The organism is Paenibacillus sp. OK060, from assembly GCF_900101205.1.
GTDB classification, from domain to species: domain Bacteria; phylum Bacillota; class Bacilli; order Paenibacillales; family Paenibacillaceae; genus Paenibacillus; species Paenibacillus marchantiae.
Genome location: NZ_FNFR01000006.1, coordinates 366,110 through 388,924 on the forward strand (window position 1 = coordinate 366,110; position 22,815 = coordinate 388,924).

At 49.1% G+C, this 22,815-nt stretch carries 19 protein-coding genes; 4 read left to right on the forward strand and 15 right to left on the reverse strand.

The window, feature by feature from the left end:
- Positions 1–10 precede the first annotated feature (10 nt).
- From BLS14_RS23195 to BLS14_RS23220, 6 genes are all read right to left on the reverse strand, one after another.
- Positions 11–2,029, reverse strand: coding sequence for a heparinase II/III domain-containing protein (locus tag BLS14_RS23195; RefSeq protein ID WP_090954168.1), 2,019 nt, complete (start codon positions 2,027–2,029; stop codon positions 11–13).
- 211 nt (positions 2,030–2,240) lie between these two features.
- Entirely contained in the window at positions 2,241–2,897 is a 657-nt protein-coding gene (locus BLS14_RS23200) for an SGNH/GDSL hydrolase family protein (RefSeq protein WP_090810392.1), read from the reverse strand.
- 196 nt (positions 2,898–3,093) lie between these two features.
- Positions 3,094–3,897, reverse strand: coding sequence for an NAD-dependent epimerase/dehydratase family protein (locus BLS14_RS23205; RefSeq protein WP_072734984.1), 804 nt, complete (start codon positions 3,895–3,897; stop codon positions 3,094–3,096).
- Between the two features lie 92 nt (positions 3,898–3,989).
- Positions 3,990–4,319: an AzlD domain-containing protein gene (locus BLS14_RS23210; RefSeq protein ID WP_072734985.1), complete on the reverse strand. Its 330-nt coding sequence runs from the start codon at positions 4,317–4,319 to the stop codon at positions 3,990–3,992.
- A complete protein-coding gene (locus BLS14_RS23215) occupies positions 4,310–4,984 on the reverse strand; it encodes an AzlC family ABC transporter permease (RefSeq protein ID WP_063568035.1) in 675 nt (224 codons plus the stop codon). Before BLS14_RS23215 ends, BLS14_RS23210 begins: the two co-directional genes overlap by 10 nt.
- Before the next feature lie 284 nt (positions 4,985–5,268).
- Entirely contained in the window at positions 5,269–7,242 is a 1,974-nt protein-coding gene (locus tag BLS14_RS23220; RefSeq protein ID WP_090954169.1) for a methyl-accepting chemotaxis protein, read from the reverse strand.
- A 309-nt stretch (positions 7,243–7,551) separates the two neighbouring features.
- Between BLS14_RS23220 and BLS14_RS23225 the strand changes: the two genes are divergently transcribed.
- Positions 7,552–8,907, forward strand: coding sequence for a serine hydrolase domain-containing protein (locus BLS14_RS23225; protein ID WP_176854715.1), 1,356 nt, complete (start codon positions 7,552–7,554; stop codon positions 8,905–8,907).
- Between the two features lie 120 nt (positions 8,908–9,027).
- Here BLS14_RS23225 and nagZ read toward each other — a convergent pair whose 3' ends face one another.
- The 7 genes from nagZ to BLS14_RS23260 all read right to left on the reverse strand — a co-directional run bounded on the left by nagZ (position 9,028) and on the right by BLS14_RS23260 (position 17,078).
- Positions 9,028–10,713 (reverse strand): beta-N-acetylhexosaminidase, encoded by a 1,686-nt coding sequence (gene nagZ / locus BLS14_RS23230; RefSeq protein ID WP_090954173.1) that lies wholly within the window; start codon positions 10,711–10,713, stop codon positions 9,028–9,030.
- Positions 10,714–10,782: 69 nt separating this feature from the next.
- A complete protein-coding gene (locus tag BLS14_RS23235) occupies positions 10,783–11,949 on the reverse strand; it encodes an exo-beta-N-acetylmuramidase NamZ family protein (protein WP_090954175.1) in 1,167 nt (388 codons plus the stop codon).
- Positions 11,949–12,659, reverse strand: a complete 711-nt coding sequence (locus tag BLS14_RS23240; protein WP_064642815.1) for a hypothetical protein — start codon at positions 12,657–12,659, stop codon at positions 11,949–11,951. Before BLS14_RS23240 ends, BLS14_RS23235 begins: the two co-directional genes overlap by 1 nt.
- A gap of 30 nt (positions 12,660–12,689) precedes the next feature.
- Positions 12,690–13,799 (reverse strand): ABC transporter ATP-binding protein, encoded by a 1,110-nt coding sequence (locus tag BLS14_RS23245; RefSeq protein WP_064642817.1) that lies wholly within the window; start codon positions 13,797–13,799, stop codon positions 12,690–12,692.
- A 49-nt stretch (positions 13,800–13,848) separates the two neighbouring features.
- Positions 13,849–14,682 carry a carbohydrate ABC transporter permease gene (locus BLS14_RS23250; RefSeq protein WP_062322342.1) on the reverse strand — a complete coding sequence of 278 codons (834 nt, stop codon included), beginning with the start codon at positions 14,680–14,682 and terminating at the stop codon, positions 13,849–13,851.
- 64 nt (positions 14,683–14,746) lie between these two features.
- On the reverse strand, positions 14,747–15,670 hold the full coding sequence (locus tag BLS14_RS23255; protein ID WP_063568019.1) for a carbohydrate ABC transporter permease: 924 nt from the start codon (positions 15,668–15,670) through the stop codon (positions 14,747–14,749).
- Between the two features lie 55 nt (positions 15,671–15,725).
- Positions 15,726–17,078: an ABC transporter substrate-binding protein gene (locus BLS14_RS23260; RefSeq protein WP_090954177.1), complete on the reverse strand. Its 1,353-nt coding sequence runs from the start codon at positions 17,076–17,078 to the stop codon at positions 15,726–15,728.
- A gap of 361 nt (positions 17,079–17,439) precedes the next feature.
- Here BLS14_RS23260 and BLS14_RS23265 point away from each other — a divergent pair, with 361 nt between their 5' ends.
- Entirely contained in the window at positions 17,440–18,402 is a 963-nt protein-coding gene (locus BLS14_RS23265) for an N-acetylglucosamine kinase (protein ID WP_090954179.1), read from the forward strand.
- Positions 18,403–18,424: 22 nt separating this feature from the next.
- Positions 18,425–19,330, forward strand: a complete 906-nt coding sequence (murQ, locus tag BLS14_RS23270) for an N-acetylmuramic acid 6-phosphate etherase (protein ID WP_090954180.1) — start codon at positions 18,425–18,427, stop codon at positions 19,328–19,330.
- Positions 19,331–19,478: 148 nt separating this feature from the next.
- On the opposite strand, the gene BLS14_RS23275 is transcribed toward murQ, so the two are convergent.
- Entirely contained in the window at positions 19,479–20,318 is an 840-nt protein-coding gene (locus BLS14_RS23275; RefSeq protein WP_090954207.1) for a MurR/RpiR family transcriptional regulator, read from the reverse strand.
- A gap of 123 nt (positions 20,319–20,441) precedes the next feature.
- A complete protein-coding gene (locus tag BLS14_RS23280; protein ID WP_090810068.1) occupies positions 20,442–21,671 on the reverse strand; it encodes an anhydro-N-acetylmuramic acid kinase in 1,230 nt (409 codons plus the stop codon).
- Positions 21,672–21,967: 296 nt separating this feature from the next.
- On the opposite strand from BLS14_RS23280, the gene BLS14_RS23285 reads away from it, so the two are divergent.
- The gene (locus BLS14_RS23285; RefSeq protein ID WP_090954182.1) at positions 21,968–22,792 is read left to right on the forward strand and encodes a hypothetical protein; all 825 of its coding nucleotides are present in this window, start codon (positions 21,968–21,970) and stop codon (positions 22,790–22,792) included.
- Positions 22,793–22,815: the final 23 nt, after the last annotated feature.

Below are 22,815 nucleotides of genomic sequence, written 5' to 3' on the forward strand. Positions count from 1 at the left end.
CCTCCATCTTTCACTTTGGTTCAATCGTGAATTTCAGCTCACACATCGTCTCCAGCAGATCGGTTTCATCACTTCCCGCACTGGAGTTATCCGACTGCTCTCGCCATTCAAGTGATGTCCGATAGAATGTAACTGGCACATTGTCATGATCAACCGTATTAATGATCTCTATGTCAGCCTGCCATTGGTTTGCATCATACGTCATACAGACCGTTGCTCGTTCGCCATGCCATTGAATCTGCCCCTCATGTACGATCTCAGGTACCTTTCTGCTCATAAACCGCTCCGTCACATTCGACCGATTCAATTCGCCCACCGAATTTAACGTGCTTGATGAAGACGCCGCTCTGTTTTTCCATTGAAATCGATCCTTCAGACGCAGTTCTGCTACGCTCCCGGCATCATTAGCAGAACCGCTCCAATGCAGCTGGCGTGTATAACGAGCGAGCGAAGTTGCTTCAGGATAAGCTGCTGTCAGTTCCAAGCAGGTATCCAGTGTACGGTCATCGTCCGAAACCGTCGCCTCAAGAATCTGTGCTTGCGCCTCGCGCCCTGAGCTCTGCTCCTTCCCCTCAATCCGCGGCACGCTATGCCCGGCCGAACTAATGTGGAACAATCGCTCTCTGCCCGGAGCAAAGTAGGCTTGTGTATACAGCCCTGCTCCCGGATCACAAAGAATGTTTTCGCCACCACAATGAATCATAAATTGCCCCAGATCATTATGGTTATGGGGTTCATCGTTATGCCCGGCCTTGACGGAAAAAGCAACAGCGAGAGGTTTATCTCCGGTAAGTTCAGCGCTTGGAGAATCAAGTGCTCCCTTCGCAATCATCCAGCCCAAATCTTCCAAAATGATCACTCGTTCCGCCGGAACAGCCCCCTTTTCTTGCAGGTACATTGCCGGACTGCTCCACATCACGTTGCGCAGCAGGTGAGCCCAACGATGACAGGGATCATCGGTAAACAAAGGAATATGAAACGGCAGATCGATCTGTATACCGAAACGAGATGCCAGAAGTGAGAGCAAGCCCGAAGGAATCTCTTGCTGCTCCGCACTATCCGAATAATTCACGAAGGTTCCCCCCGACAGATGAACCCGCAGTGGGAAGGCTGCTATCGCCGCTATCTTTGAACCATTCAGCAGATCCAACTCACCTTTACTGTATTCGCGTAGCATGTCGGCATAATAGACGAAATAGCCGAACCCATACACCCAGTAACCAATGCCTTCTGCACAGCCACCATCCATGCCATATCCACTCAGAAATGCCTGCATGGATCGAATCGCCTGACCAACCGATTCCGTCAGAATCGCTTCTTCCTCCAGCAGTAATAGTCCAGCCATGCCACAGCATCCGCTGCACACAGCAGACCAGTTATGCTCTGCATCTTGCCAGTGATAGGTACGTTGTTCCCGATAGAGCGGTGTGAAGATGCGCCGCTCGGCCTCAGCCCTAATCCGCTGGATGATACGTGCGTCCAATCGATCCGCGTGAATCGTCACGATTTCGGCCAGCATATGTACCGTCTCCGCGGCAAACAGATCAATATTACCGTTGACCTGTTCCACTCCCCCCGAACCCAAATGTGCAGGCAAACACCATGTATACTCACCACACACATCCCACAACATATCTTCCAATGTCTCTATCCATCTCGGCGCATTCGAATCCACTGCAAGCAGCGCTATTGCCGCCAGACGTCCCCTGCGTTCAAAGTACGCATCCTCATACAACTTTCGTTCCCCTATATCCCCAAACTTCCGATAAAGACCGAATGACAGCGAAGGCAAGCTTTCGTTCAGAGCACGTTCCCCATAGCTGCTCAGATCTGTGTAAAAAGAAGCTAGCTCTGGTTGCAATAATGCCTTTCCAATGGCATTGATAGAGCAGATTGAGGGTGCTGCTGAAGCAAGCAGAAGCTGCTGACTCCTATTTCTGTCTCGTACCATCCGATGTACTGCCTGCTGAATGACCGTAGAATCCGGGATGCAGATGGAGCTGACTTTACTTTGATTGGTGTTTTCCATTGAATTCACCCTAATCTATATGGAATACGAAACCTTCATTATATGTAACCGATTTCATTTTACCGGATAATGCTGTACATTTGAAGAGTTATCCATCATATCCAACCAAATTAACCACAGAATTCCTGTCCCAATATAAAAAAACGAAGAACCCCTCAGGGTTCCTCGTTGCATTCAGCTTTTTAGCTCAAACTGGATATTTCTAATTCTATTAACCAATCGCAAGTGGAGAATTCTGTACAACGGACAGCCATTGACGGGCAATCAGCTCATGACCCGCTGCGGTTGGATGCACACCATCCCATAACCAGTAGGCTGCGTCAGCTTGTTCGAGAGCATCGTTGAACGTTTGCTGCAAAGGTACCCAGACCGCCCCGAACTCACTTGCGAGTTCACGGACCAGATTTTGATACTGCCCGATACGCGCCTGCCAAGTATCCCAAAGCTCCACTGTAGCTCCCGTTTTAAGAATGAACGGCTCCATTAAAATCAGCCCGGTATTCGGCATTACTTCCCGTGTTTCCTCCAGCAAATGACGATATGCACGTCCAAGACGATCCGTCACTCCACTAGGTTCGCCATTCATGGTACGCCATGCATCATTAACACCAATTAGAATGCTAATCAGATCCGGCTTCAAACTAAAAGTATCCTCGTTCCAACGTGCATAAAGATCAGAAGCGCGGTCCCCGCTAATCCCTCTGTTGTAGAACGTTGGCTGTTTGGCTGCCAGTTCCACACCCAGTTTGCTTGAGATCAGATAAGCATAGCCATGCCCGAGAAAATGATTCGGATCGTCATTGCGCGATCTTCCGCCGTCTGTAATGGAATCTCCCTGAAAAAGTATAACGGATGAATGTGTACTCATAATCAAAACCGTTCCTTCCTGTATGTAAAATGAAAACCTCAACCCTGCAGTCTCCATTTTATCCCTTTCGGACGCAATAGAAAATAGCGTTTTCAGAACGGTACTTTTCAGTTAACTCTCCGCATTGTACTTCCTACAAAGTCACCCGTAGTTCTCCACGTCTTGAGACATTGCAGGTCTTTAAGATTTCAGGATTTCAGGATTTCGGGTCCTTCGCGACATATCCTCCGCCCTGATATTCCGTCTCATCCTGCTTATCCGGCGTTCCCTTACGTTTCGCTTCTTCCCATAGCTCTGCTGCATCGTCCTCCGGGCGGTACCCAATCATCTGTTCCAGATATCCAATATCATAATAATTGTCCGTATTCGCTGAAGTTCCATATAGATTAACGTATTTCATGCTCGAATCCGCCTCAATGCAGCATTCGGCAAGCTGTACCATATCTCTTGGTGATATCCAAATGTGTGCGGAACGCTCAGAATGCGGATGTGCATCGCCCGAGAAGTTGCCAATTCGAATATTGAATGACGACAAATCATATTTATCCACGTAATATCTGCCAAGCAGCTCTATATAACATTTACTGAGCCCATAGAAACTATCTGGACGATATGGATCATCCACTTCGATATCCTCACCTGTTGGATAAAATCCTGTCGCATGATTTGAACTCGCAAAAATAACCCGCTGTACACCGTTCAACCGTGCAGCTTCATACACATGGTAGGCCCCTGTAACGTTGATTGGCAGGACTTTGCCCAGAAAGTCTTCTTCATCCTTGGCCCATGCAATATGCAGCACCGTCTGAACACCCTGCATCAGCTCTTTCAGTCGTTCTCCGTCGGTCACATCCATCGCTACAATGCCTGCTTGAGGATCATCATGAAGATCGGCAGCCACGATGTCATACTTGCCCTTTTCCCTCAGCCCCTCCAGCAGGCTGCGACCAATGACTCCCGCTGCTCCCGTAATCAATATTCTGTGCTTCGAGTTGCTCATGGATTTAGCTCCCTTCGCTCTATTACGATCCTATAGAACATTATTAACCGTTAGAGCGAAGGATTTACCTGATCCAATAAAGGCCCCGTATATTATCCCATCAAGTACCGCAAAATCATCATTGCAACAATACCGACAAGTACGGTTCCGAGCAGACTTCGTGTCCAGATGGCTACAGCAATCGTAGGCAGTGCTGCCCACAAAGCTGGATTATGTGTAATCGGCAACAACTGGTTGTCCGCCATAAACAGTTCCTGACCAATCAGTGCCGCCATGACCGCCACGGGTACATATTCAAGCCAGCGTAACAGCCACATCGGAATCTGTATTTTACTGAACAGCATGAGCGGCAATACGCGCGGGATGAACGTTAACAAAGCCGAACCCATTATAATCCAGAATACATCCCATCTTACTTCCATCGTTCCATCACTACTCCCATCGTTGCCGCAATGACCGCAGCCACAATGACACTCATGCTGCCAAGTGAAGCCATGCTGGCGAAGATTACACAGACAACGGCGATGATCGCCACATTGATGTGTAATTTTTTATTTTTGCGCTGCATCAGCTGAAGCACTACCAGACCTATAAACATTGCAGGCAGGGCAAAATCAAGTCCAAGCCGCTCGGGATTGGTTATCCAGCGTCCAAAGTAAGCCCCCGCCATATTCGCCACAAACCAATTCAGGTATGCTGTAATGTTCAGACCGTGCATCCAGCGCTCACTCAACGTTTTCCGGCCAATCGCTCGCGTCATCGCCACGCCAAAGGACTCGTCGGTAAGCAGCGAGCCGATCCACATATTTTTAAGCGGCGTCAGATGACGAAAGTACGGTGATACGGCTGCACTCAGCAGCAGATGGCGAAGATTCACGAAGAATATGGTGAAAATGATAGCAGTCGCTGAACCACTCGAGGCAAGCATGCCTGCGGCAATAAACTGAGCCGATCCAGCGTATACAATCAGACTGAGCAGAGCCGTTTCCGCCAAACTTAAGCCTGCCGTCATTTCAATGACACCTGCTGCAAACCCAATACTTAAATATCCAAGCAGTGTTGGGATACAGTCCTTAACCCCTTGCATAAATGAAGCATCATCCAACACCTCTTCGGTATTTGCGGGCCCGGATGTCAGTGGTATGGATTTATCCAAATCCGGTTCATCCCCTCTCCATGTCATCCACATCTTGCGGATTACTTTTAATTTAGAAATATACCACAGGATAAGACATTCAGGGAGAGACAGATTCACTTTTACAGAACAGATCCGTTCCGAGCGTTCATAAACCATTGATTAACGATGATCACCAACGAGAAAAAGACTGAAGGGTTTTACCCTCACAGTCTCCTTCGAGAAATGCTATTGAACTATAACTTGAATTTCTCAATCAGGCTTTGCAGATCTTCAGCCATGCGAGACAATGCCGCAGAAGAAGCTGCAACCTCTTCCATCGTAGCCAGCTGCTCCTGCGCAGCAGCTGAACCATCTTCGGTTCCTGAGGCAATTTGATTGGATAATTCAATGGTGTCATTCACTTCCTTGGACACATAACTCATGCCTCCATCAATCTGACGGGAAGCTGTCGACACTTCTCCAGCTTGTGCAGCAACTAACTGCACGGCACTACGGATATTTTTGAAGGCCTCTCCCGCCTCCGTAATCATTTGCGTACCTTTAATCATGCCTTCTCCTGTACGGGCAAAGGTAGACTGTACTGCATTCGTTTTCTCTTGCATCTCCCGCATAAGTTCATTAATACGTTCGGCAGCACTGCCCGAATTGTTGGCTAGCGATTTTACTTCATTAGCCACGACAGCAAAGCCTCGACCTTGTTCACCTGCTCTTGAAGCTTCAATCGATGCATTCAAGGCAAGGATATTGGTCTGTTTGGCGATGTTGGTAATCTCGGCCACAATCTCAACAATCTCTTCATTTTTCGCTCGAAGATCCTGAATGACAGCAGCCATGGCCTCACTCTCATTATTCACCTTCTGAATATGAGCAACCGCCTCTTCCACCGTAACCATACCCGCTTCGGAGTTAGTAGATGCTTCTACAGCTATACGAGCCGTGTCTTCAGCACTCGATGAGATTTCTTTGACACCTATAGACATTTCACCGACGAGTTGGCCCGTTGCAGCAAGGCTGGCGTTTTGTTTGTTCGTTCCTGACGCTGCATCCTGCATCAATTCGGCAACCTGTTCCGTTGCTCTGGATGTCTGTTCAGAACTCGCCATCAGCTCCTCAGAGGATGCTGCTAGCTGGCTCGATGTATCATGTACTTCGCCCAGAACATTACGTAGTGAAGAGGTCATGGTATCGAAGCTTGCCCCGAGTTGTCCAAACTCGTCACGGCGCTGTAAACCTACACGAACTGTCAGATCACCCGCGCTTACTTTGGATGCTGCTTGCGTTAGTTGCAACAATGGACGGTGAATACTGCGAATAATGAACACAAGCAGAATAATACCAATGATCAACGAGGTCCCTACCAGAGTGTAGGCACGAATCAAGATCGGTCTTACCGCATCTGCTGCTTCAGAAGGAACCATCTCACCGACAATTTTCCAGCCTGTTTCTGGATTCGTATAGAATACGGCTTCCAATTCTTGTCCATCATACGTGTACTTTACAGTTCCTTGATCTTTTTTATACATCTCATTAATGTAGCTCTCATTGGACTGCACACCGGATTCGATATTGTAATGGAACAGGAACTTCCCGCCGTTATCAAGCATATACAGTTTTCCCTTTTCACCAATATGTATCTTATCAACGGAATCTTTCAAATAATTGAGACTTACATTGGCTCCAATTACCCCTTTACCATCGGCCAGCTTGGCAGCTGCGGTGACAACCCATTCACCCGTGGTTACCGACTGGAACGTGTCCGAGATAATTGGTTCATCCTGTGACATACCCATCGTATACCAGCTGCGTTCCCGTGGATCGTAGATTTGTTGTCCGGGGTCAGGGGATTTCATCCAGCTGCCATCTTCAGCACCTGCTGTTATTACACCCAATTCTTTGTGAGCTTTGGACATACGATCCATTTGTCTCTGAACAGCTGGTGATTTATTGATAATATCTGTTGAAGTAATACCCGCTGCAAACTGCGCTGCGTTATCCTTCTCCATATCCAGCATTTGAGTAATCTGCAGACTGAGCATTTCCGTTTTGGCCTGTGCAGAAAGAATGATTTCTTCCCTGACCTGGTCTGCTGCTTTTAAATAAGACAACCATCCCACGCTAATGCTCGGTACAATCAAGAACAAGAGCAACGAAGCGATCAGACGTTTCTTAACCGTTAATGTAAACCAATTGCGAATCCTTTTCTTCATTTAAATATCCCCCATCATCATCTTCACCCCTTTTTTATCGGACAAACGTAGTAAAAATATTATGTATGGATACTAAAATGAATCGAAATTGCATTATTTTTGTTAGGGAAATAGAAAATGATGCTCACGCCTCGTTTTGACCCTCTCTGCGAGATCGTTTACAATATCTCATAAGCTGGTTATCCATGAAACGATTGGAAGGAGAGGATTCGAATCTTACGCAAGTCACATGTGCAACAACCTGTTACCAGATTATATTCATCCATGTTACGTATTCTGTTAGCCCTCATCCTTTGTGCAGGCCCTATTATGGGACAAGCCAGTTTCACGGCATCCGCGGCACAAGAGACGCAAACAGTTCACATTGAAGTGAATGGTCAAGAGCAATCGTGGAAAAATGCACCCCTTGTATACAAAGGTACAACGTATGTTCCATTGCGAGATGTGGTTACCTCTGTAAATGGCACCTTGAAGTGGGAAGCTCGTACCAAAACGGCTACGATTACCGTTGGTCGAGACAAGCTCGTTCACCAAGCTGGCAGTGACTTCATTCAAGTTAATCACGTTCGCCTGTCCTCCGGTGTGCAATCCCGCACCATTAACGGCACCCTGATGTTACCTGTCCGCGCGCTTGCCAATGCTCTCAAGGCAGATATTAAAGTGCAACGTACAGCCTCAGGGCAGATGAGTGTTAATATCCAGACGGACAAAGTGAGCCTATTAAGTAGTCAAGTCGCTAGTGTAGACAGCTATTTGCGCGAAATTGATTTTCCAGGCATGGCTCTGATTGCCCGCAATGGCGAAGTGCTGCTTCGCCAAGGCTACGGACTAGCGGATGAACAGACGCTGAATCGTCCAGATCAGAAGACCAGAATTGCCTCTCTGAGCAAATCCTTCACCGCAGCCTCCATTCTCAGCTTGGTGGAAAAAGGGAAGCTCGATGTACAAGATCCAATATCCAAGTACATCTCCGGTATACCAAAGGGAGATCAGATCACGCTCCATATGCTGTTATCCCAAACTTCAGGTATTCCATCCGCCTTTGGCCGGGGTGAAGACACTTCATTGGAAGAAACGGTAGAGGAAATCCGGCACAAAACATTAAAATTCGAACCGGGTAGTGCCTATTTATACAGTAACAGTGGTTATGTTCTGCTGGCCTATGTTATTGAACAGGTATCTGGCATGAGTTATGCCGATTATGTAGAACAGACCATTCTGAAGCCACTCGGCATGAAGAACTCCGGAGAAGCTTCACGCAAGGTCCATACGACCAGCGGGTTTGTTTCGGAGAATAAGCAGTGGGTACCTGCCCCTTATTATGTTTCACAATCAGGTTCAGGGACGATCTACTCCACGGTGGATGATTTGCTGAAGTGGGATCGGGCACTGTACACGGACAAAATTCTAAGCCAGGATATGATTGAACAGATGTATGAGCCGTATTCGGATAAAAATTATGGCTACGCCTGGATTCTTAAGGAAAGCGATCAGAATCGTACCGTGTTCCATAACGGTAGCGGCGGTGGTTTTTCCACAGCGTTCTCACGCAATTTAACAGATGATGTTACCATTATTCTGCTCGGCAATCATGCGGGCATGGATATGACTTCGCTTATGGATAAAGTCGAGGCTAAGACAGCTCAGGCACTGAATCTGCAATAATTTTGTAATTATCCATTAGATATAGCAGAAGGGACGGTCCATTATAGGATCGTCCCTTCTGCTATATTGGTCTTCATATTCCGAATCAAACTTTCGCTTCGTTCGTCATTTAACGCCTGTCTACTTAATGGATACAGGAAGTTTCCCGGCAAAAGGAATATGCCCCATCAGCGCCCGAGCGGCGCTATCCATGGCAAGCGGCCTACTCTCGTAAGCTGCCACATACACCTGAACCTCCGGGATTGCAAGCAAATCATAGGGACTGCGGAGCGCCACAACAGCGAGCGGTTTGCCCAATTGCTGCAGCCAGCCGATCAACCTGCACTGCGGATCACCAGAGGCACTGCCTGCATTATACGTCCCCACCACAATCTGGCGAACGTCGTCCTCTTCGGCAGCTTGAAGCAGACGGGCAGAACGAATGGCAACCTCCTCTGGTGTGACTGTTATTTCGACCACATCCAGACCGTAGTGCGACAAAGTCGAACCTAGAGTAACCGCCTGAGTCAGCTGTTCGTCGGCAATCGTTGTCACAGATGTAGCAACCGTTATGACCAGTGTACGTTCCGGCTTCAAAGGCAGCATGTTCAGTTGGTCACGCACCAGCGTGATGCTGTTCTCACTGATTCGTCGAGCCACCTCTAGGTGTAATGGGTGGTTGCGCTCTTGGAGCTTCGATGAAGCTGGATCAGTTGATGCCTCAGCGGAGAGTGAAGTCGACACCGAACCGTGTACTTCATCATTACCTGTGCCTATTCCCTTCTCCAGCAGGCCTCGTTTGGCCTTGTACTTCAGCAACCGAGTTACAGATTCGTCAATGCGGGCCTCGCTGATTCGCCCGCTCTGCACGGCTGCCAGCAGCGCTTCAAACGCCCCTGCTTGAAGTTGAGCTGTGTGGCTGATCAACACCAGATCTGCGCCGGCCTCTACCGCCATCACAGCTGCATCGACAGTACCATAGTTGGCGGAAATCGCGTCCATCTCCATACAATCCGTTACAATCATGCCGTCATATCCCAGTTCCTGACGAAGCAATCCGCTTAACACGGCTCGCGATAGTGTCACAGGCAGACGCTCCGGTTCCAGAGCCGGAAAATAAATATGTGCCGACATCATTGCATCAACACCTGCCGCTATGGCAGCCCGGAACGGAATCAGCTCCACACGGTCTACCCGTTCCCGATCATGGGTGATGACCGGGAGATCCAGATGCGAATCGGTATCCGTATCCCCGTGTCCCGGGAAATGTTTGGCTGTCGCAGAAATGCCAGCATCTTGGACTCCCGCAATGCTCCTGGCCCCATACGCTGCCACGGACTGCGGTGATTCCCCAAATGAACGCACACCAATTACCGGATTGGCGGCGTTATTATTTACATCAAGAACCGGAGCAAAGTTCATGTTAATTCCCATCGATCTAAGCTCCACCCCACTGATATAGGCTGCCTGGTATGCATCCTCGATGGAACCTGCTGCCGCAATCGCCATCTGTCCCGGCATCAGGGTGATCCCTTCGGTAATCCGGGCCACCATGCCGCCTTCCTGATCAATGGATATCCAGAGCGGCACATTACCGCTATCGACAGCAATCCGTTGCAGCCCCGACGATAACCGCTCTACCTGCTCCGGCGACTCGACGTTGCGCGCAAAATAGATTACGCCGCCAATGGGATACTTTCGCAGAAAAGCATCCACATCACCGGCAGCCTCAGTGCCATGAAATCCACAAAGCAGCATTTGTCCAATTTTCTCACGCAGGGTCATCTGTTTCAGCTTCACCGGGTATATCTCTTTTGGCTCACTCATTCCATGCCTCCTCCCCATGACAAACATCATCCGTACATTACGCGACATTCTATTGATGAATTCCATACTTTATGGGTATAGCAAAAACGGCTTACGCCGTTCCTTCCATTCCTTTGCCTCTGCATTCCATGCTTCCATCAAGCGTACTAACTCTTCACGGTCATGAATGACATCCCTGACTTTCCTGCCTCCGGTCAACAGATCAATAAAATAACGGGAACCCGGCTGTGGCGGCTCCAACCAGCGAAATTGCTCCGGATAGAGCGATGCCAGTTCATGCAAAAGCACCAGACCTGTATCTACCGCCCGGAGTGCCCTGCTATCCGTCACGAAAATCCTCACACCTCCGCACAGCTCACCTGCATGTTTGGAGAAGGTTGGCGACATGTAGACCGGATGCACATGTACACCCTCCAATTTGTGTTCCCGAAAGCGTTCCGCCAGTCGTTCACCCTCAATCCAGGGGGATCCAATCCACTCAAATGGGCGAGTCGTGCCCCTGCCCTCTGATACATTGGTGCCTTCGAACAGGCAAGTACCCGCATACACCCGCACACTGTCCAGCGTGGGCATATTGGGAGAGGGCAGCATCCAAGGAAGCTCACAATTCGTAAACTCCATGGAGCGCCGCCACCCTTCCATTGCTATCACATCCAGTTCGCAGGGCACCTCCATCTCACTGTTGACCAACAGAGCCAATTCACCGACCGTCAGTCCGGTGCGGACAGGAACACGCCAAGCGCCAACGAGTGATTCATACCCCGCGCTTAGCAGGCCGCCTTCTACCGCATCCCCGCCCAGCGGATTGGGTCGGTCCAGCACCAACAAGCGTTTGCCTGCTTCGGCACAGGCCTCCATCATGTGGAACAGAGTGGATGCATACGTGTAATAACGAACGCCCACATCCTGAATATCAAACAGCACCGTATCCACCTCAGCCAGCATCGCAGGCGTAGGCTTCTTGTGTTCCCCATAAAGGCTGAACACAGGGATGCCCAGACGCGGGTGCACCGTATCCCCGAATCGAACACCAGCTTGAAGCTCACCATCCAGCCCGTGCTCACACGCATAAAGCGCTGTAAGTTTGGCATCTGCCAACCCGGCACAAACATCCACCGTAGAGACAAAGTCGGCCGTAATACCTGTGGGGTTCGTCATCAGGCCAATACGCGCATCCGTTAACCATGGGTGGGATAACCCGCTGGATAAAAGATCAACTCCAGTTTTTACACCCATCACACATTCCCCTGGCTTATCCACCCCGTATGTTGGTGGTCATTGCCGCCAGATGTGACAGGTTCCTCTTCAGGTTCAAGCACATTAAGGGCGACCTTATGCTGATAGATGGCAAACATGCCCGCGAACAGCGCTCCGAAGCCAACAACCGTCAGCATTAGCAAAGCCGTCAGACACAGCGCCTGAAAACAGGCTCCCATCGTGTACCCCGGATGACGGAAGAATAGCTTCACACTTTCCCCCATCGCCTGAATGATGCCCATGTTTTTTTGCAAAACAAGCTGCCAGGTATAGAATTGCGACATCAGCGCCATGAGGACGAAGAACGTTTGGAACATGCTCACCGCTGTGCCTGTAATCCCGCCCTGTCCGCCGTAATACCACCAGGTTGACCAGAGAATGAAGCCAAGCACGGCGAAAAGCACACCTACTGCCCCTCCCGGGATGAATCCCTTCATCGTTCCGTTCCAGATATCCTTAAGACCATTGCGGCGTTCCTTGCGTTCCAGCCTGTGATGCACGGCATAACTGACACCGAACAGGATTGGCATATAAATCACGGCCAAAAGCAGCACCGCGATTGGCAGCGGAGCAAACATCAGAATGGGTACCAGCACGATGGAGCTGACAACACTGTACAGGGCCACCGGAATAATATCCCGATAGATTTCCGCCCCCGACTTGACCAACACTTCACTCAGCTTACGCATCCCCACACTCCCTTTCTTGCAGCTCGTTTCTTATTCCCGTCCAATCGCCAGTTCCGTCTCTGGGTCAAAAAAGTGTGCCTTACGCAGGTCCAGTACAAAATTTTTGTCCATTCCTACATAAGCATGTGTTTCCGGGTGAACCTTGGCCGTAACGGTACGGGCACCCGAATGGAAATACACTAGATTCTCGGAGCCCAGATGCTCTACAACCTGAACCCGCGCCTGCAGCGTATGATCTGTCGGGATATTCGGAGCGACATCGTCACCAAAAATATGCTCTGGACGCAGACCCATAATCACCGGTTTGCCTTGATAGCTCTGAAGACGAGCGAGTACATCTTCTGGCAAGGTGAATGATGCTCCGTCCACAACAACCTGCGTGCCTTCAATCCGGGCATCAATGAAATTCATTGCCGGGGAACCAATAAATCCGGCAACAAACATATTACGCGGACTCGCATACAATTCTTTCGGTGAAGCCACCTGCTGGATATCTCCATGATTCATGACCACGATTCGCTCCCCAAGTGTCATGGCCTCCACCTGATCATGCGTGACGTATACAATTGTGGCGCCGAGCCGCTTATGCAGTTCGCCCAATTCCACCCGCATCTGCACCCGCAGCTTTGCATCCAGATTGGAGAGCGGCTCATCGAACAGAAACACCTGCGGATCACGGACGATCGCACGTCCTACCGCCACACGCTGGCGCTGACCACCGGACAGCTCGCGCGGTTTGCGCTCCAGCATCGCCTCCAGCCCCAGAATGGCGGCAGCATTCTGTACCTGTTCATCAATATAGGATTTTGGTTTCTTGAGATTTTTCAGACCAAAGGACAGATTTTCACGTATCGTCATATGCGGATAAAGTGCATAATCCTGAAATACCATCGCGATATCGCGATCCTTCGGATGCAGGTCGTTCACGACCCGTTCCCCGATGACAATGTCGCCACTCGTCTGTTTTTCCAGTCCCGCAATCATCCGCAGTGATGTCGTCTTGCCACAGCCCGAAGGACCCACAAAAACCACGAATTCCTTATCCTCTATAACAAAGTCCGAGCCGGCCACAGCCGTGAACGTTCCTTTATGATCGTCTTTGAATTCTTTGCGCACTTGGCGAAACTCCACGCGTGCCATAGGTAGATCCCCCTTTACGTTGTCGCTTGTCCTGAACTAACAGTTCACCTTAACCTTTTACCGCACCGATCGTAATGCCCTGTAGGAAATAACGTTGCAGTGAGAAAAACAGAATGATCATCGGCAGCGCACCAATTGTTGCCCCTGCCATCATTGCGCCGAAATCCGTTGATTCGGCAAATACGAACGAAGCCAGCCCCACCTGAACGGTGCGCATCTCGTTGGAGTTAGTGATCAGGAATGGCCAGAAGAATTCATTCCACGAAGCTACAAACGTGAAAATCGCCAGCACCGCGATCCCTGGCTTCGCCATCGGCAGAATCACTTTCCAGAAGATGCCGAACTCACTGCATGCATCAATACGTGCCGCATGAATCAGCGATGTGGGCAGCGTTGACATGAACTGTTTCATCAAGAAAATGTTGCCCACACTGACCGCAGCAGGCAGAATAATGGCCGTATACGTATCCCCCAGGTCAAACACGTTGACCATCAGAATATACAAGGGAATCAGGGTCACCTGTGCCGGAATCATCATCGTGCCCAGCAAGGTCCAGAATACCGCCTGACTTCCCGGGAATTTCAGTTTGGCGAACGCATATCCCGCCAGGGAGGCGAAGAACACATTCGTCACGGTTAGAATGACCGAGATGAGCAGCGAGTTGTACAGCCAGCGCCAGGCATCAGTTTTGGCAAAAAAGCGCTCATATGGTGATAACGACAGCTGCTCCGGGATCATCTGCGGTTTGAAGGAAGCCGACATCGCACTATCCTGCACCGAACCGACTAGCATCCAGTACATCGGAATGACCGTCACCAGTGCCCAGACCACCAGCAGAATGGATGCAACGACAAGCAGTGTCTTTTTCTGTGTTGATTTCATGGATTTCATTCACCCCCGGATGCTTAATGCAACATGCTCTAATAGTACGTGTTTTGAACTACCTCTAATACTCAATATCGCTGGAGAAATATTTGAACTGGATGACGGAGATGACAATAATGATAATCGCCAGAACGAACGACTGTGCAGAAGCCAATCCGAACTCATAGAACTTGAATGCCGTCTCATAGATCAGATAAGCGATCGTTGTTGTCGCAAAGTTCGGTCCACCCTGTGTCATCAGATATACCGAAATGAACACCTGGAAAGACGTGATCACACCTGTCACGAGCAGATACAGCGTCGTTGGTTTGAGGAGCGGCCATGTAATCTTGCTGAACTGGGTCCAGCCGCTGGCATGATCAATATCCGCCGCTTCGTACAGCGATTTCGGAATACCGCCCATGGCTGCCAGATACAGAATAATGCCCGCTCCGTGCGATCCGAGCCAGTTCATCAGAATGAGTGAAAAGAGTGCCGTTCCCGATTGGCCCAGCCAGATCACCGGATCAAGGCCTAACAGGCCGAGGAAGCGGTTCAGCAGTCCCGAATCCGTCGGGTCAAAGATCGCCAGCCATACGATGGAGATGGTTACCCCGGATGCTACCGCGGGCAGGTACAATGTTGCTTTGAAGAACGTCTGCCACTTGCTTTTCATCTGGTAGATGAAGTAGGACAGTACAAATGTAATGAGAATATTGACCGGTACCGTACCTACAGTAAAGATGAGTGTATTTTTAATCGACTTCCAGAACGTCTCATCTTTCACCAATCGCTCGTAGTTATCCAATCCAACCCACGTCGAGTTCATAATGTTGTATTTCTGGAAGCTCATCACGAGAGCCGTCAGAACGGGATATAGTGTGAAAATGAGAAACAGCAGGACAGGCGCCAAAATAAACAAATACGCCCACCCGTAGTCTCGCCAAAACCGGGCAACCCTGGAAGTCCGGGGCACAGACGGTTTTGGCGCAAGGGCGGTCTGCATGGCGAATCCTCCTCTCCTAATCAGTGTGGTTTTGCGTTATGTTGTATGGTCCGAGTTATTGTCCAAACATCTGCTGGCCTTTGTTCTTGAAGTCTTCTGCGATCTGCTCCGGTGTCTTCTCACCCGAGAACAGCGCCTGAATGTTAGGCTTCACAACTTGTTCCTTGAATTGTTTTTGCTGTGATGCTTTGTCGATATCCAGTTCCAGTACAACCGGCATAGCGATATTCTCTGCCATGACTTTTGCAGCAGCCAGATTATCCGGTTGACCAAGTTCTTTTCCTTTAAACAGATCCACTTGGGATTGTCTTACGAATGGGAGTGCCAGTTCATTGGCCGAGTTCCCTGCTTTGGCACCACTGAGTGCCTCCATAACCAGGAACGTATTTTTAGCATGCTGTTCACCTTTGTCCTTCTTCTGTTTGAAGGCTACATACCCTTCGCCACCCATCGTTGTTGCCGCAGGTTGATCATCATTATGCGGTACAGGCAGCAGGACAAAATCAATTTTCTCCCCTTGTACCTTGCCGTCATCAATATCCTTGTTGCGGTTCTGAATCATCACATCATAATAAGGAATCGCTTTGGAGATGACTGCCGTTTCACCCGCGTAGAACATATCCGTCCGTTTTGCTGGAGCAAGAGCAGCCGTTTCTTTCGGCATATAACCTTGATCCATCAGATTTTTGATAAAAGAGAGAGTATCCAGAATGCGGCCATCATTCCATTGGAATGTGCCAGCTTTATCGAGAACGTCAATCATGCCGTTGTTTCGGGACAACATTTCAATGAAATCAAGCGAGGTTCCGTCGGTAACCAGTGCATATTGTTTAGCCCCACCATCCAGCGTTTTGGTCAGCTTGGCTGCGGCAGCGTTGAATTCGGACCAGGTCCAGCCATTTTGCTGAATGGATTTCCAGTCAATACCCGCTTCCTCGAGAATGCGTTTGTTGCCACCCCATGCCCATTGGAATTGATACAACGGCATTCCGTACTGTTTCCCTTGGATCTGGCCTAATTCAAGCGTACCTGGCAGATAGTCATCCTTGATCTCAGGTGTCAGGTAGTTGTCCAGCTCAAGTGCCAATCCCGTATTCACATATGTGCCATCTACACTATGAAAGTAAAGATCCGGCGGGTTGCCCGCGTTTAGAGCGACATCGAATTTTTTGGGCCCTTCCGCCCAGGAGAGCATTTCCGTCTTCACGGTAATGTTCGGGTGTTCTTTATTGAAATCAACGATCAGATCCTTCAGTTCATCTTCATATGTCCCATGTACTGGATAAGTCCATACGGTCACCGTATCTTCTGCATTGGGATCATCTGAAGCAGCGCCCCCGCTATTCCCGCAGGCAGTAACCCAGACCATCATCAACAACATTGCCCATACCAGACCCTTCTTTTTCATCCCTTCATCTCCTTCGCGTGTCGTCTCCCGATAATTGCATTGCCTAACCATGCTACCCCTTTTGAAATCATCCATCCTTAAACGACTTAACAGATTATTGAGCGTGGCAGTAAGGAAAATGCACCTCCCTTATGGATTAGACCTGAACGTACGCAGGATTAATCTCTTAAATGCAATATTAACGTCAACTTAGTTAACATTAACAGTATTAATTCCTTCCAAAATTGTAGATTGAGTTCATTATATGAGCTATGAAATAAAAATTCAACATTATTTTTTATTATAAAATTTAATTTTACTTTTTCATTTTATGCCTCTATACTATGTAAAAAGAAAACTCAAGCAATCGAGGTGAGCCACTTTGCGAGTATATGTAGGCGTAGATGGAGGCGGTACCAATACTGATGCAGCAATCATTTCTGAGTTTGGCGAAATTCTCGCCCGGCTCAGCGGCGGTCCCACAAATCCTCACAGCGTACCACTGGAACAGGCCCTTTCCGAACTGCAACGAGTGCTGGAACAGCTATTTAATCTAAAAAGTGATTTATCGACAAATTGTGAAGGTATATGCCTCGGCATGTCAGGTGTAGATACGATCCAAGAACGGCAACTTATAGCCGACGCAGTTAATAACTATATGAAGATTCGGAATCGACAGGGATCAAAAGGGTGTCCAGTCTGGGTTGTATCCGAAGGAGAGATTGCTCTGATGGCCTCTCTCGGACATACTCACGGTGTATTGTGCATCTCTGGAACAGGGTCCATCGTGTACGGTTTTACGCTGGAAGGAGAGCGATACCGTGCAGGAGGCTGGGGTCATCTGCTCGGAGATGAGGGGAGCGGCTATCGTATTGGGCAGCGTGCACTCCAAGTGGTAATGCAGAGCTATGACGGTGTTCTTCCTCCAACCCGTTTAACCCCGCTTCTTCTAAGGAAACTGAACCTTCGGGATATATCGGAGTTAAAGGCACGGGTGTACCAGACGGATTGGGGCAAAACCGAGACCGCATCCATCGCCCGTCTGGCTATAGAGGCTGCTGAATCCGGGGATGAGGCCGCCCGGGCACTGATCATCGATGAGGCCGCACAATTGGCGGATACCGCCAAGGCGCTGATTGCCCGTCATCCCGAATTTGCATCCACTCAGGTTGTCCTGTCTGGATCATTGTTTCGATACGCTGCACTTTTCCGAACTACATTTATCCAGAAGTTATCGGGATATTATGAAGAGTTGGACTTTGTATATCGTGAAGATGCCCCTGCTCCAGCGATTGGTGCAGCACAACTGGCAAGAATACGCTGTTCCTTGAATGAATCATTTTAAAAGAGAGAAGGAGGCCATACGGATGAATCACATGCTGAACTCACTACTAACGGAACAACCCAATCCACTAACGGATCATATAGATGAATTGCCTTCGGCAGAAATTATGGAGCTAATTAATAAGGAAGATCAACGGATTGCAGAGCTCATTCAGCCCCTGATTCCGGTCATTGCTCAAGCGGCGGACCTGATTTTGAAGGCCTTTCAATCTGGCGGCAGGCTATTTTATGTAGGTGCAGGTACCAGTGGACGATTGGGAATACTTGACGCTTCGGAATGCCCTCCTACTTACGGAACCCCTCCCTCCATGGTGCAGGGTATTATTGCAGGAGGATTCAGGGCAGTGAAGGACCCGGTTGAAGGTGCTGAGGATAGTGAGGAATTGGGAGCCGCAGACCTTGATGAACATGGAATAGACGAAAACGATGTCGTGGTTGGCATTGCAGCCAGTGGCCGGACGCCGTATGTGCTGGGTGCGATGAGACACGCCAAGGAGATTGGAGCTACTGTAATCAGCCTGAGTAACAACGCAGGTACGCCGATGACCCTTTTGGCTGATGTGAGCATCGAGGCTGTTGTCGGCCCAGAGGTTGTCATGGGTTCAACACGTATGAAGGCCGGCAGCGCCCAGAAAATGATTCTGAACATGCTCACCACTACTGCCATGATTCGTCTGGGCAAGGTTTACCGTAATTTCATGGTCGATCTGAACCCTTCGAATGAAAAGCTTGTCCATCGGGCCAAACGCATGATCCATCTGGCAACCGGAGCGAACGAAGCGGACATTGAACAGGCTTTTGCCGGTGCAGACGGTCATGTAAAAACGGCAATCGTCATGCTGATGGCAGGCGTGGACGCCGTGGAAGCTCAGCGAAGACTGGATCTGGCTGACGGATTTGTCCGCGCCGCCATTGTGGGTCCTTCCTGAGCCGTACAGAAGTATTCCTAGAGGTTGAAAGAGAAGAGCCCGACATTAGTCTGGGCTCTTTTTTTAATTTTTTTATACTAAAAGCGAATATAATCCGTCAAAAAAATCCCCTCCTGTATAAACAGAAAGGGATTCATATGGTTCTACTTCACTTATGCTCCAGAATAGCCTGCCGGCTCTTCTCCAAATATTCCACCGACTGGTTGTAGTCGCGGCTGGCAATCGCCAGATACAAAATGTCGATCACGTTCAGCTGTGCGATGCGTGACGAAGTTGCTCCGCTCCGGATATCGCTTTCGGTGGAAGTAATCATCAGGGGTACATCCGCCAAATTGCTGAGTGTATTGCTCCCCCACTTGGTAATGCTAATCGTTGCAGCGCCGCCTTCACGAGCATGCTTCAGACAGGAGATCACGTTCGAAGTCTCCCCTGAATACGAGATACATACCACCGCATCATCTTCGCGAAGCGTCGTTGCGGACGAAATCTGCATATGCGGATCGGCGAACGAAAAGCTTGTGCGATTGATTCGCATGAACTTGTAGTGTGCATCCAGCGCAATCAGGTTGGAGGCCCCCACCCCGTAGAAAAAGATCCGGTTCGCCCGATGAAGAATATCCACTGCCCGCTCCACCAGACGCGGGTCCAAAATATGAACGGTATCCTTCACCGACTGAATATTGTTTGCGGACACATGCTGAATAATGCTCTCCATGGAGTCCTGGGGACGAATCTCCGTATATTGGTATTGCTCACCTGTCTGCAAATCTCCGGCAATCTTCAGCTTCAGCTCCTGGAAACCCGTTACACCCAGTGATTTGCAGAGACGGATAATGGCAGCCGGGCTGCCACCGCTCCGTTCAGACAGCTGTGCCACCGAGGACTGAACCGTCTCTTGGGGATGATCGAGAATGTAAGCACCGATCTTCCGTTCCGACGGAGTCAAGTCATCCATTAATGCGCGTAAACGTACAAGTCCACCTTTCATGCCTTCCATCCGCTCCTCCTTTCCGTACTGCCTTCATGTACAAGCATTTTATCCTATAATTCCAATAGAGTCTAATTGATTAAACGCCCTTGCTTATTCAACTCATTCAAAAGCCATGCTGTACTACAGTGTCAGGTTGCCCGATATTACGGCGTGTTTCGCGCCGGTTACTGCCGGGAGCGTGTTGGTTCTGCCCATGAGTGCCTCATGGCCAAGGAGGGCAAATCCAATCGCTTCACGGGCATCATCTGGTATACCATAGTCCGCTGTTCGCTCCAAACGGATACCTTCCGGGAGTCTCTGACGGATCATCTCCATTAACGTGGCATTGGAAGTGCCACCACCGCAGGCGAGCATGGCCGATATGTGCACCTTGGGCAGGATAAAATCCTTCACTGCACGCACGATCGTCTCCGCGGTCAGACAAGTGGCGGTAGCCAGCGTATCCTCCAGGGATAAAGAACGCGCAGCGGCCATCTCCATCAAGCGTACTGCATATGCTGCACCGTACACTTCACGTCCGGTACTCTTGGGAGGCAGCCTTTTGAAATAGGTATCGTCCAAACACAGATCCACCAGATCCTGATCAAACTTTCCCTGTGCGGCGATGCTTCCATTTGGATCATAGTGCTGCCGCCCACCAGTCGCCTGGCGTACGATCGCGTCCATCACCATATTGCCAGGTCCCGTATCAAAAGCCGAAATGCCTTCATTAGAAGACGCTGATGGAAGCACGGTAACGTTGCCAATACCGCCGATATTTTGCACCAGTCGTCCTTCCTCCGGGCTGCGGAACATCAACGCATCGGCGTAAGGGGTAAGGGGCGCCCCCTCCCCGCCAGCCGCCATATCCCGTGCACGCAAATTGCCGATCACTGGCAGGCCCGTTCGTTCACGTACAACGGCGCTTTCGCCAATCTGCAACGTGGACACCACTGGAAGACTCTCGCCTGCTGGCCCTGGAAAAGCCGAAGCTACAGGTGCGTGCCATACGGTCTGTCCGTGCATGCTTATCGCATCCACCTGCCCGGATGAGATTCCTGAGGATCGAATAAGCTCTCTGACACTCTGAGCATACCACTCCGATACGCCAAAATGTGCAGCCGTCAGCTCATCCACACGTGCCGTCTCCGGTGAACATAGTCGAATCAGCACTTCTCTCAATTCATTGGAGTAAGGTACGCAGACGAAGTCAACCAGATCGATCTTTTGCAATGCCCCGCTGTCATCTGTCAGAATACGCACCAATGCCGCATCCGTCCCGTCGAGGGACGTGCCTGACATCAGTCCAATGATGTAATGCTCCCGTTTCAAGCGATATTGCTCCCACATCGGATAGCTGCCTGTATCCATCCATTCACAACCTCCCGCCAGACCCGATGAACACGTCATCCTGCCATAATTTCACCCAGTATATGATATAAAATTTCACAAGTCAAATATTTTATGAAATTTAATTACACTCTTCCAACCATAGCGACTCTTTGTCCGAAATGAAATGCTCACAAGATGCTTCTATAAATAAAAATAGATAAATAACGATCAAAAAAGAAACATTTTTACAATTTTACCGTTTATATAACGAAGGTATATTTTGGAATCGACATGTTGAGGATTATAAGCTGTCACTAGCGGAAGGAGATACCAAGATGAATAACGCTGCTATTTGGTTTTCAACTGTGTTATTACTGGGGGGATTGACGACTACATCGTCATCTATTGTTGGTGCCAAACCAGCTGCACCAGAACAAATTTCACAACGTTCCGTTAATGCGCCTTCTGTAACTCCTTCCATCTATTCAAGCGTCACACCTTTTAAAAAGAGCAACAGTACCAACAAAATCATCTTGAAGGGAGGAAATATTACTTTAACCGCTACTACAGTGAAGTTGGAAGGTATGCCCACATTTGAACAAAACGTAATTCAATCCATTGTCGTCACCAAGGGGAGCCAGAAATATACGATTGAAACGAGTGACTTGGAGGACAATTGGCTCGATATCACAAGTGTTGTTGCCTCTGACTCCAATACATGGCTTGCTATACACGCAGAACGTAGCTCAGGAAACACTCTGATGCTGCTTAACCTTCAAACGGGTGAAGTGACGGAATTAAATGACCGATTGAAAAAAGCAGGCAAGAAAAACATAGAAACGATTGCCGACTATAACTGGGCACCCAACAAAGATCAGATAGCCTTCTCTTACGGAGATCCCTCCAAAAGCTCAATAGCCATCTACAATGTTCAGAAAGAGAGCTTTGTATACCTACCAAGGGCAACCAATTATATTAGTACCAATCTGATTTTGTGGCAAAAAAACGGAAAAATGCTAGATTACATCAGTGAGTACCCGTCTGATCAAATGATACTTTATAGGTATAGCATAGAGAGTAACAAGGTGAAGCCTGTTAAGAAAATCAGCCGTAATGAGTTTGCCGAATGGTTTAAGCTGGATAAGTATTCCATACAGTAACGATCTAAATAGTAGAGGTGCAT

Coding starts and splice junctions, on each gene's coding strand:
- BLS14_RS23195 (WP_090954168.1), bottom strand. CDS start 2,029: ATGGAAAACACCAATCAAAGTAAAGTCAGCTCCATCTGCATCCCGGAT.
- BLS14_RS23200 (WP_090810392.1), bottom strand. CDS start 2,897: ATGAGTACACATTCATCCGTTATACTTTTTCAGGGAGATTCCATTACA.
- BLS14_RS23205 (WP_072734984.1), bottom strand. CDS start 3,897: ATGAGCAACTCGAAGCACAGAATATTGATTACGGGAGCAGCGGGAGTC.
- BLS14_RS23210 (WP_072734985.1), bottom strand. CDS start 4,319: ATGGAAGTAAGATGGGATGTATTCTGGATTATAATGGGTTCGGCTTTG.
- BLS14_RS23215 (WP_063568035.1), bottom strand. CDS start 4,984: ATGCAAGGGGTTAAGGACTGTATCCCAACACTGCTTGGATATTTAAGT.
- BLS14_RS23220 (WP_090954169.1), bottom strand. CDS start 7,242: ATGAAGAAAAGGATTCGCAATTGGTTTACATTAACGGTTAAGAAACGT.
- BLS14_RS23225 (WP_176854715.1), top strand. CDS start 7,552: ATGGGACAAGCCAGTTTCACGGCATCCGCGGCACAAGAGACGCAAACA.
- nagZ (WP_090954173.1), bottom strand. CDS start 10,713: ATGAGTGAGCCAAAAGAGATATACCCGGTGAAGCTGAAACAGATGACC.
- BLS14_RS23235 (WP_090954175.1), bottom strand. CDS start 11,949: ATGGGTGTAAAAACTGGAGTTGATCTTTTATCCAGCGGGTTATCCCAC.
- BLS14_RS23240 (WP_064642815.1), bottom strand. CDS start 12,659: ATGCGTAAGCTGAGTGAAGTGTTGGTCAAGTCGGGGGCGGAAATCTAT.
- BLS14_RS23245 (WP_064642817.1), bottom strand. CDS start 13,799: ATGGCACGCGTGGAGTTTCGCCAAGTGCGCAAAGAATTCAAAGACGAT.
- BLS14_RS23250 (WP_062322342.1), bottom strand. CDS start 14,682: ATGAAATCAACACAGAAAAAGACACTGCTTGTCGTTGCATCCATTCTG.
- BLS14_RS23255 (WP_063568019.1), bottom strand. CDS start 15,670: ATGCAGACCGCCCTTGCGCCAAAACCGTCTGTGCCCCGGACTTCCAGG.
- BLS14_RS23260 (WP_090954177.1), bottom strand. CDS start 17,078: ATGAAAAAGAAGGGTCTGGTATGGGCAATGTTGTTGATGATGGTCTGG.
- murQ (WP_090954180.1), top strand. CDS start 18,425: ATGAATCACATGCTGAACTCACTACTAACGGAACAACCCAATCCACTA.
- BLS14_RS23275 (WP_090954207.1), bottom strand. CDS start 20,318: ATGAAAGGTGGACTTGTACGTTTACGCGCATTAATGGATGACTTGACT.
- BLS14_RS23280 (WP_090810068.1), bottom strand. CDS start 21,671: ATGGATACAGGCAGCTATCCGATGTGGGAGCAATATCGCTTGAAACGG.
- BLS14_RS23285 (WP_090954182.1), top strand. CDS start 21,968: ATGAATAACGCTGCTATTTGGTTTTCAACTGTGTTATTACTGGGGGGA.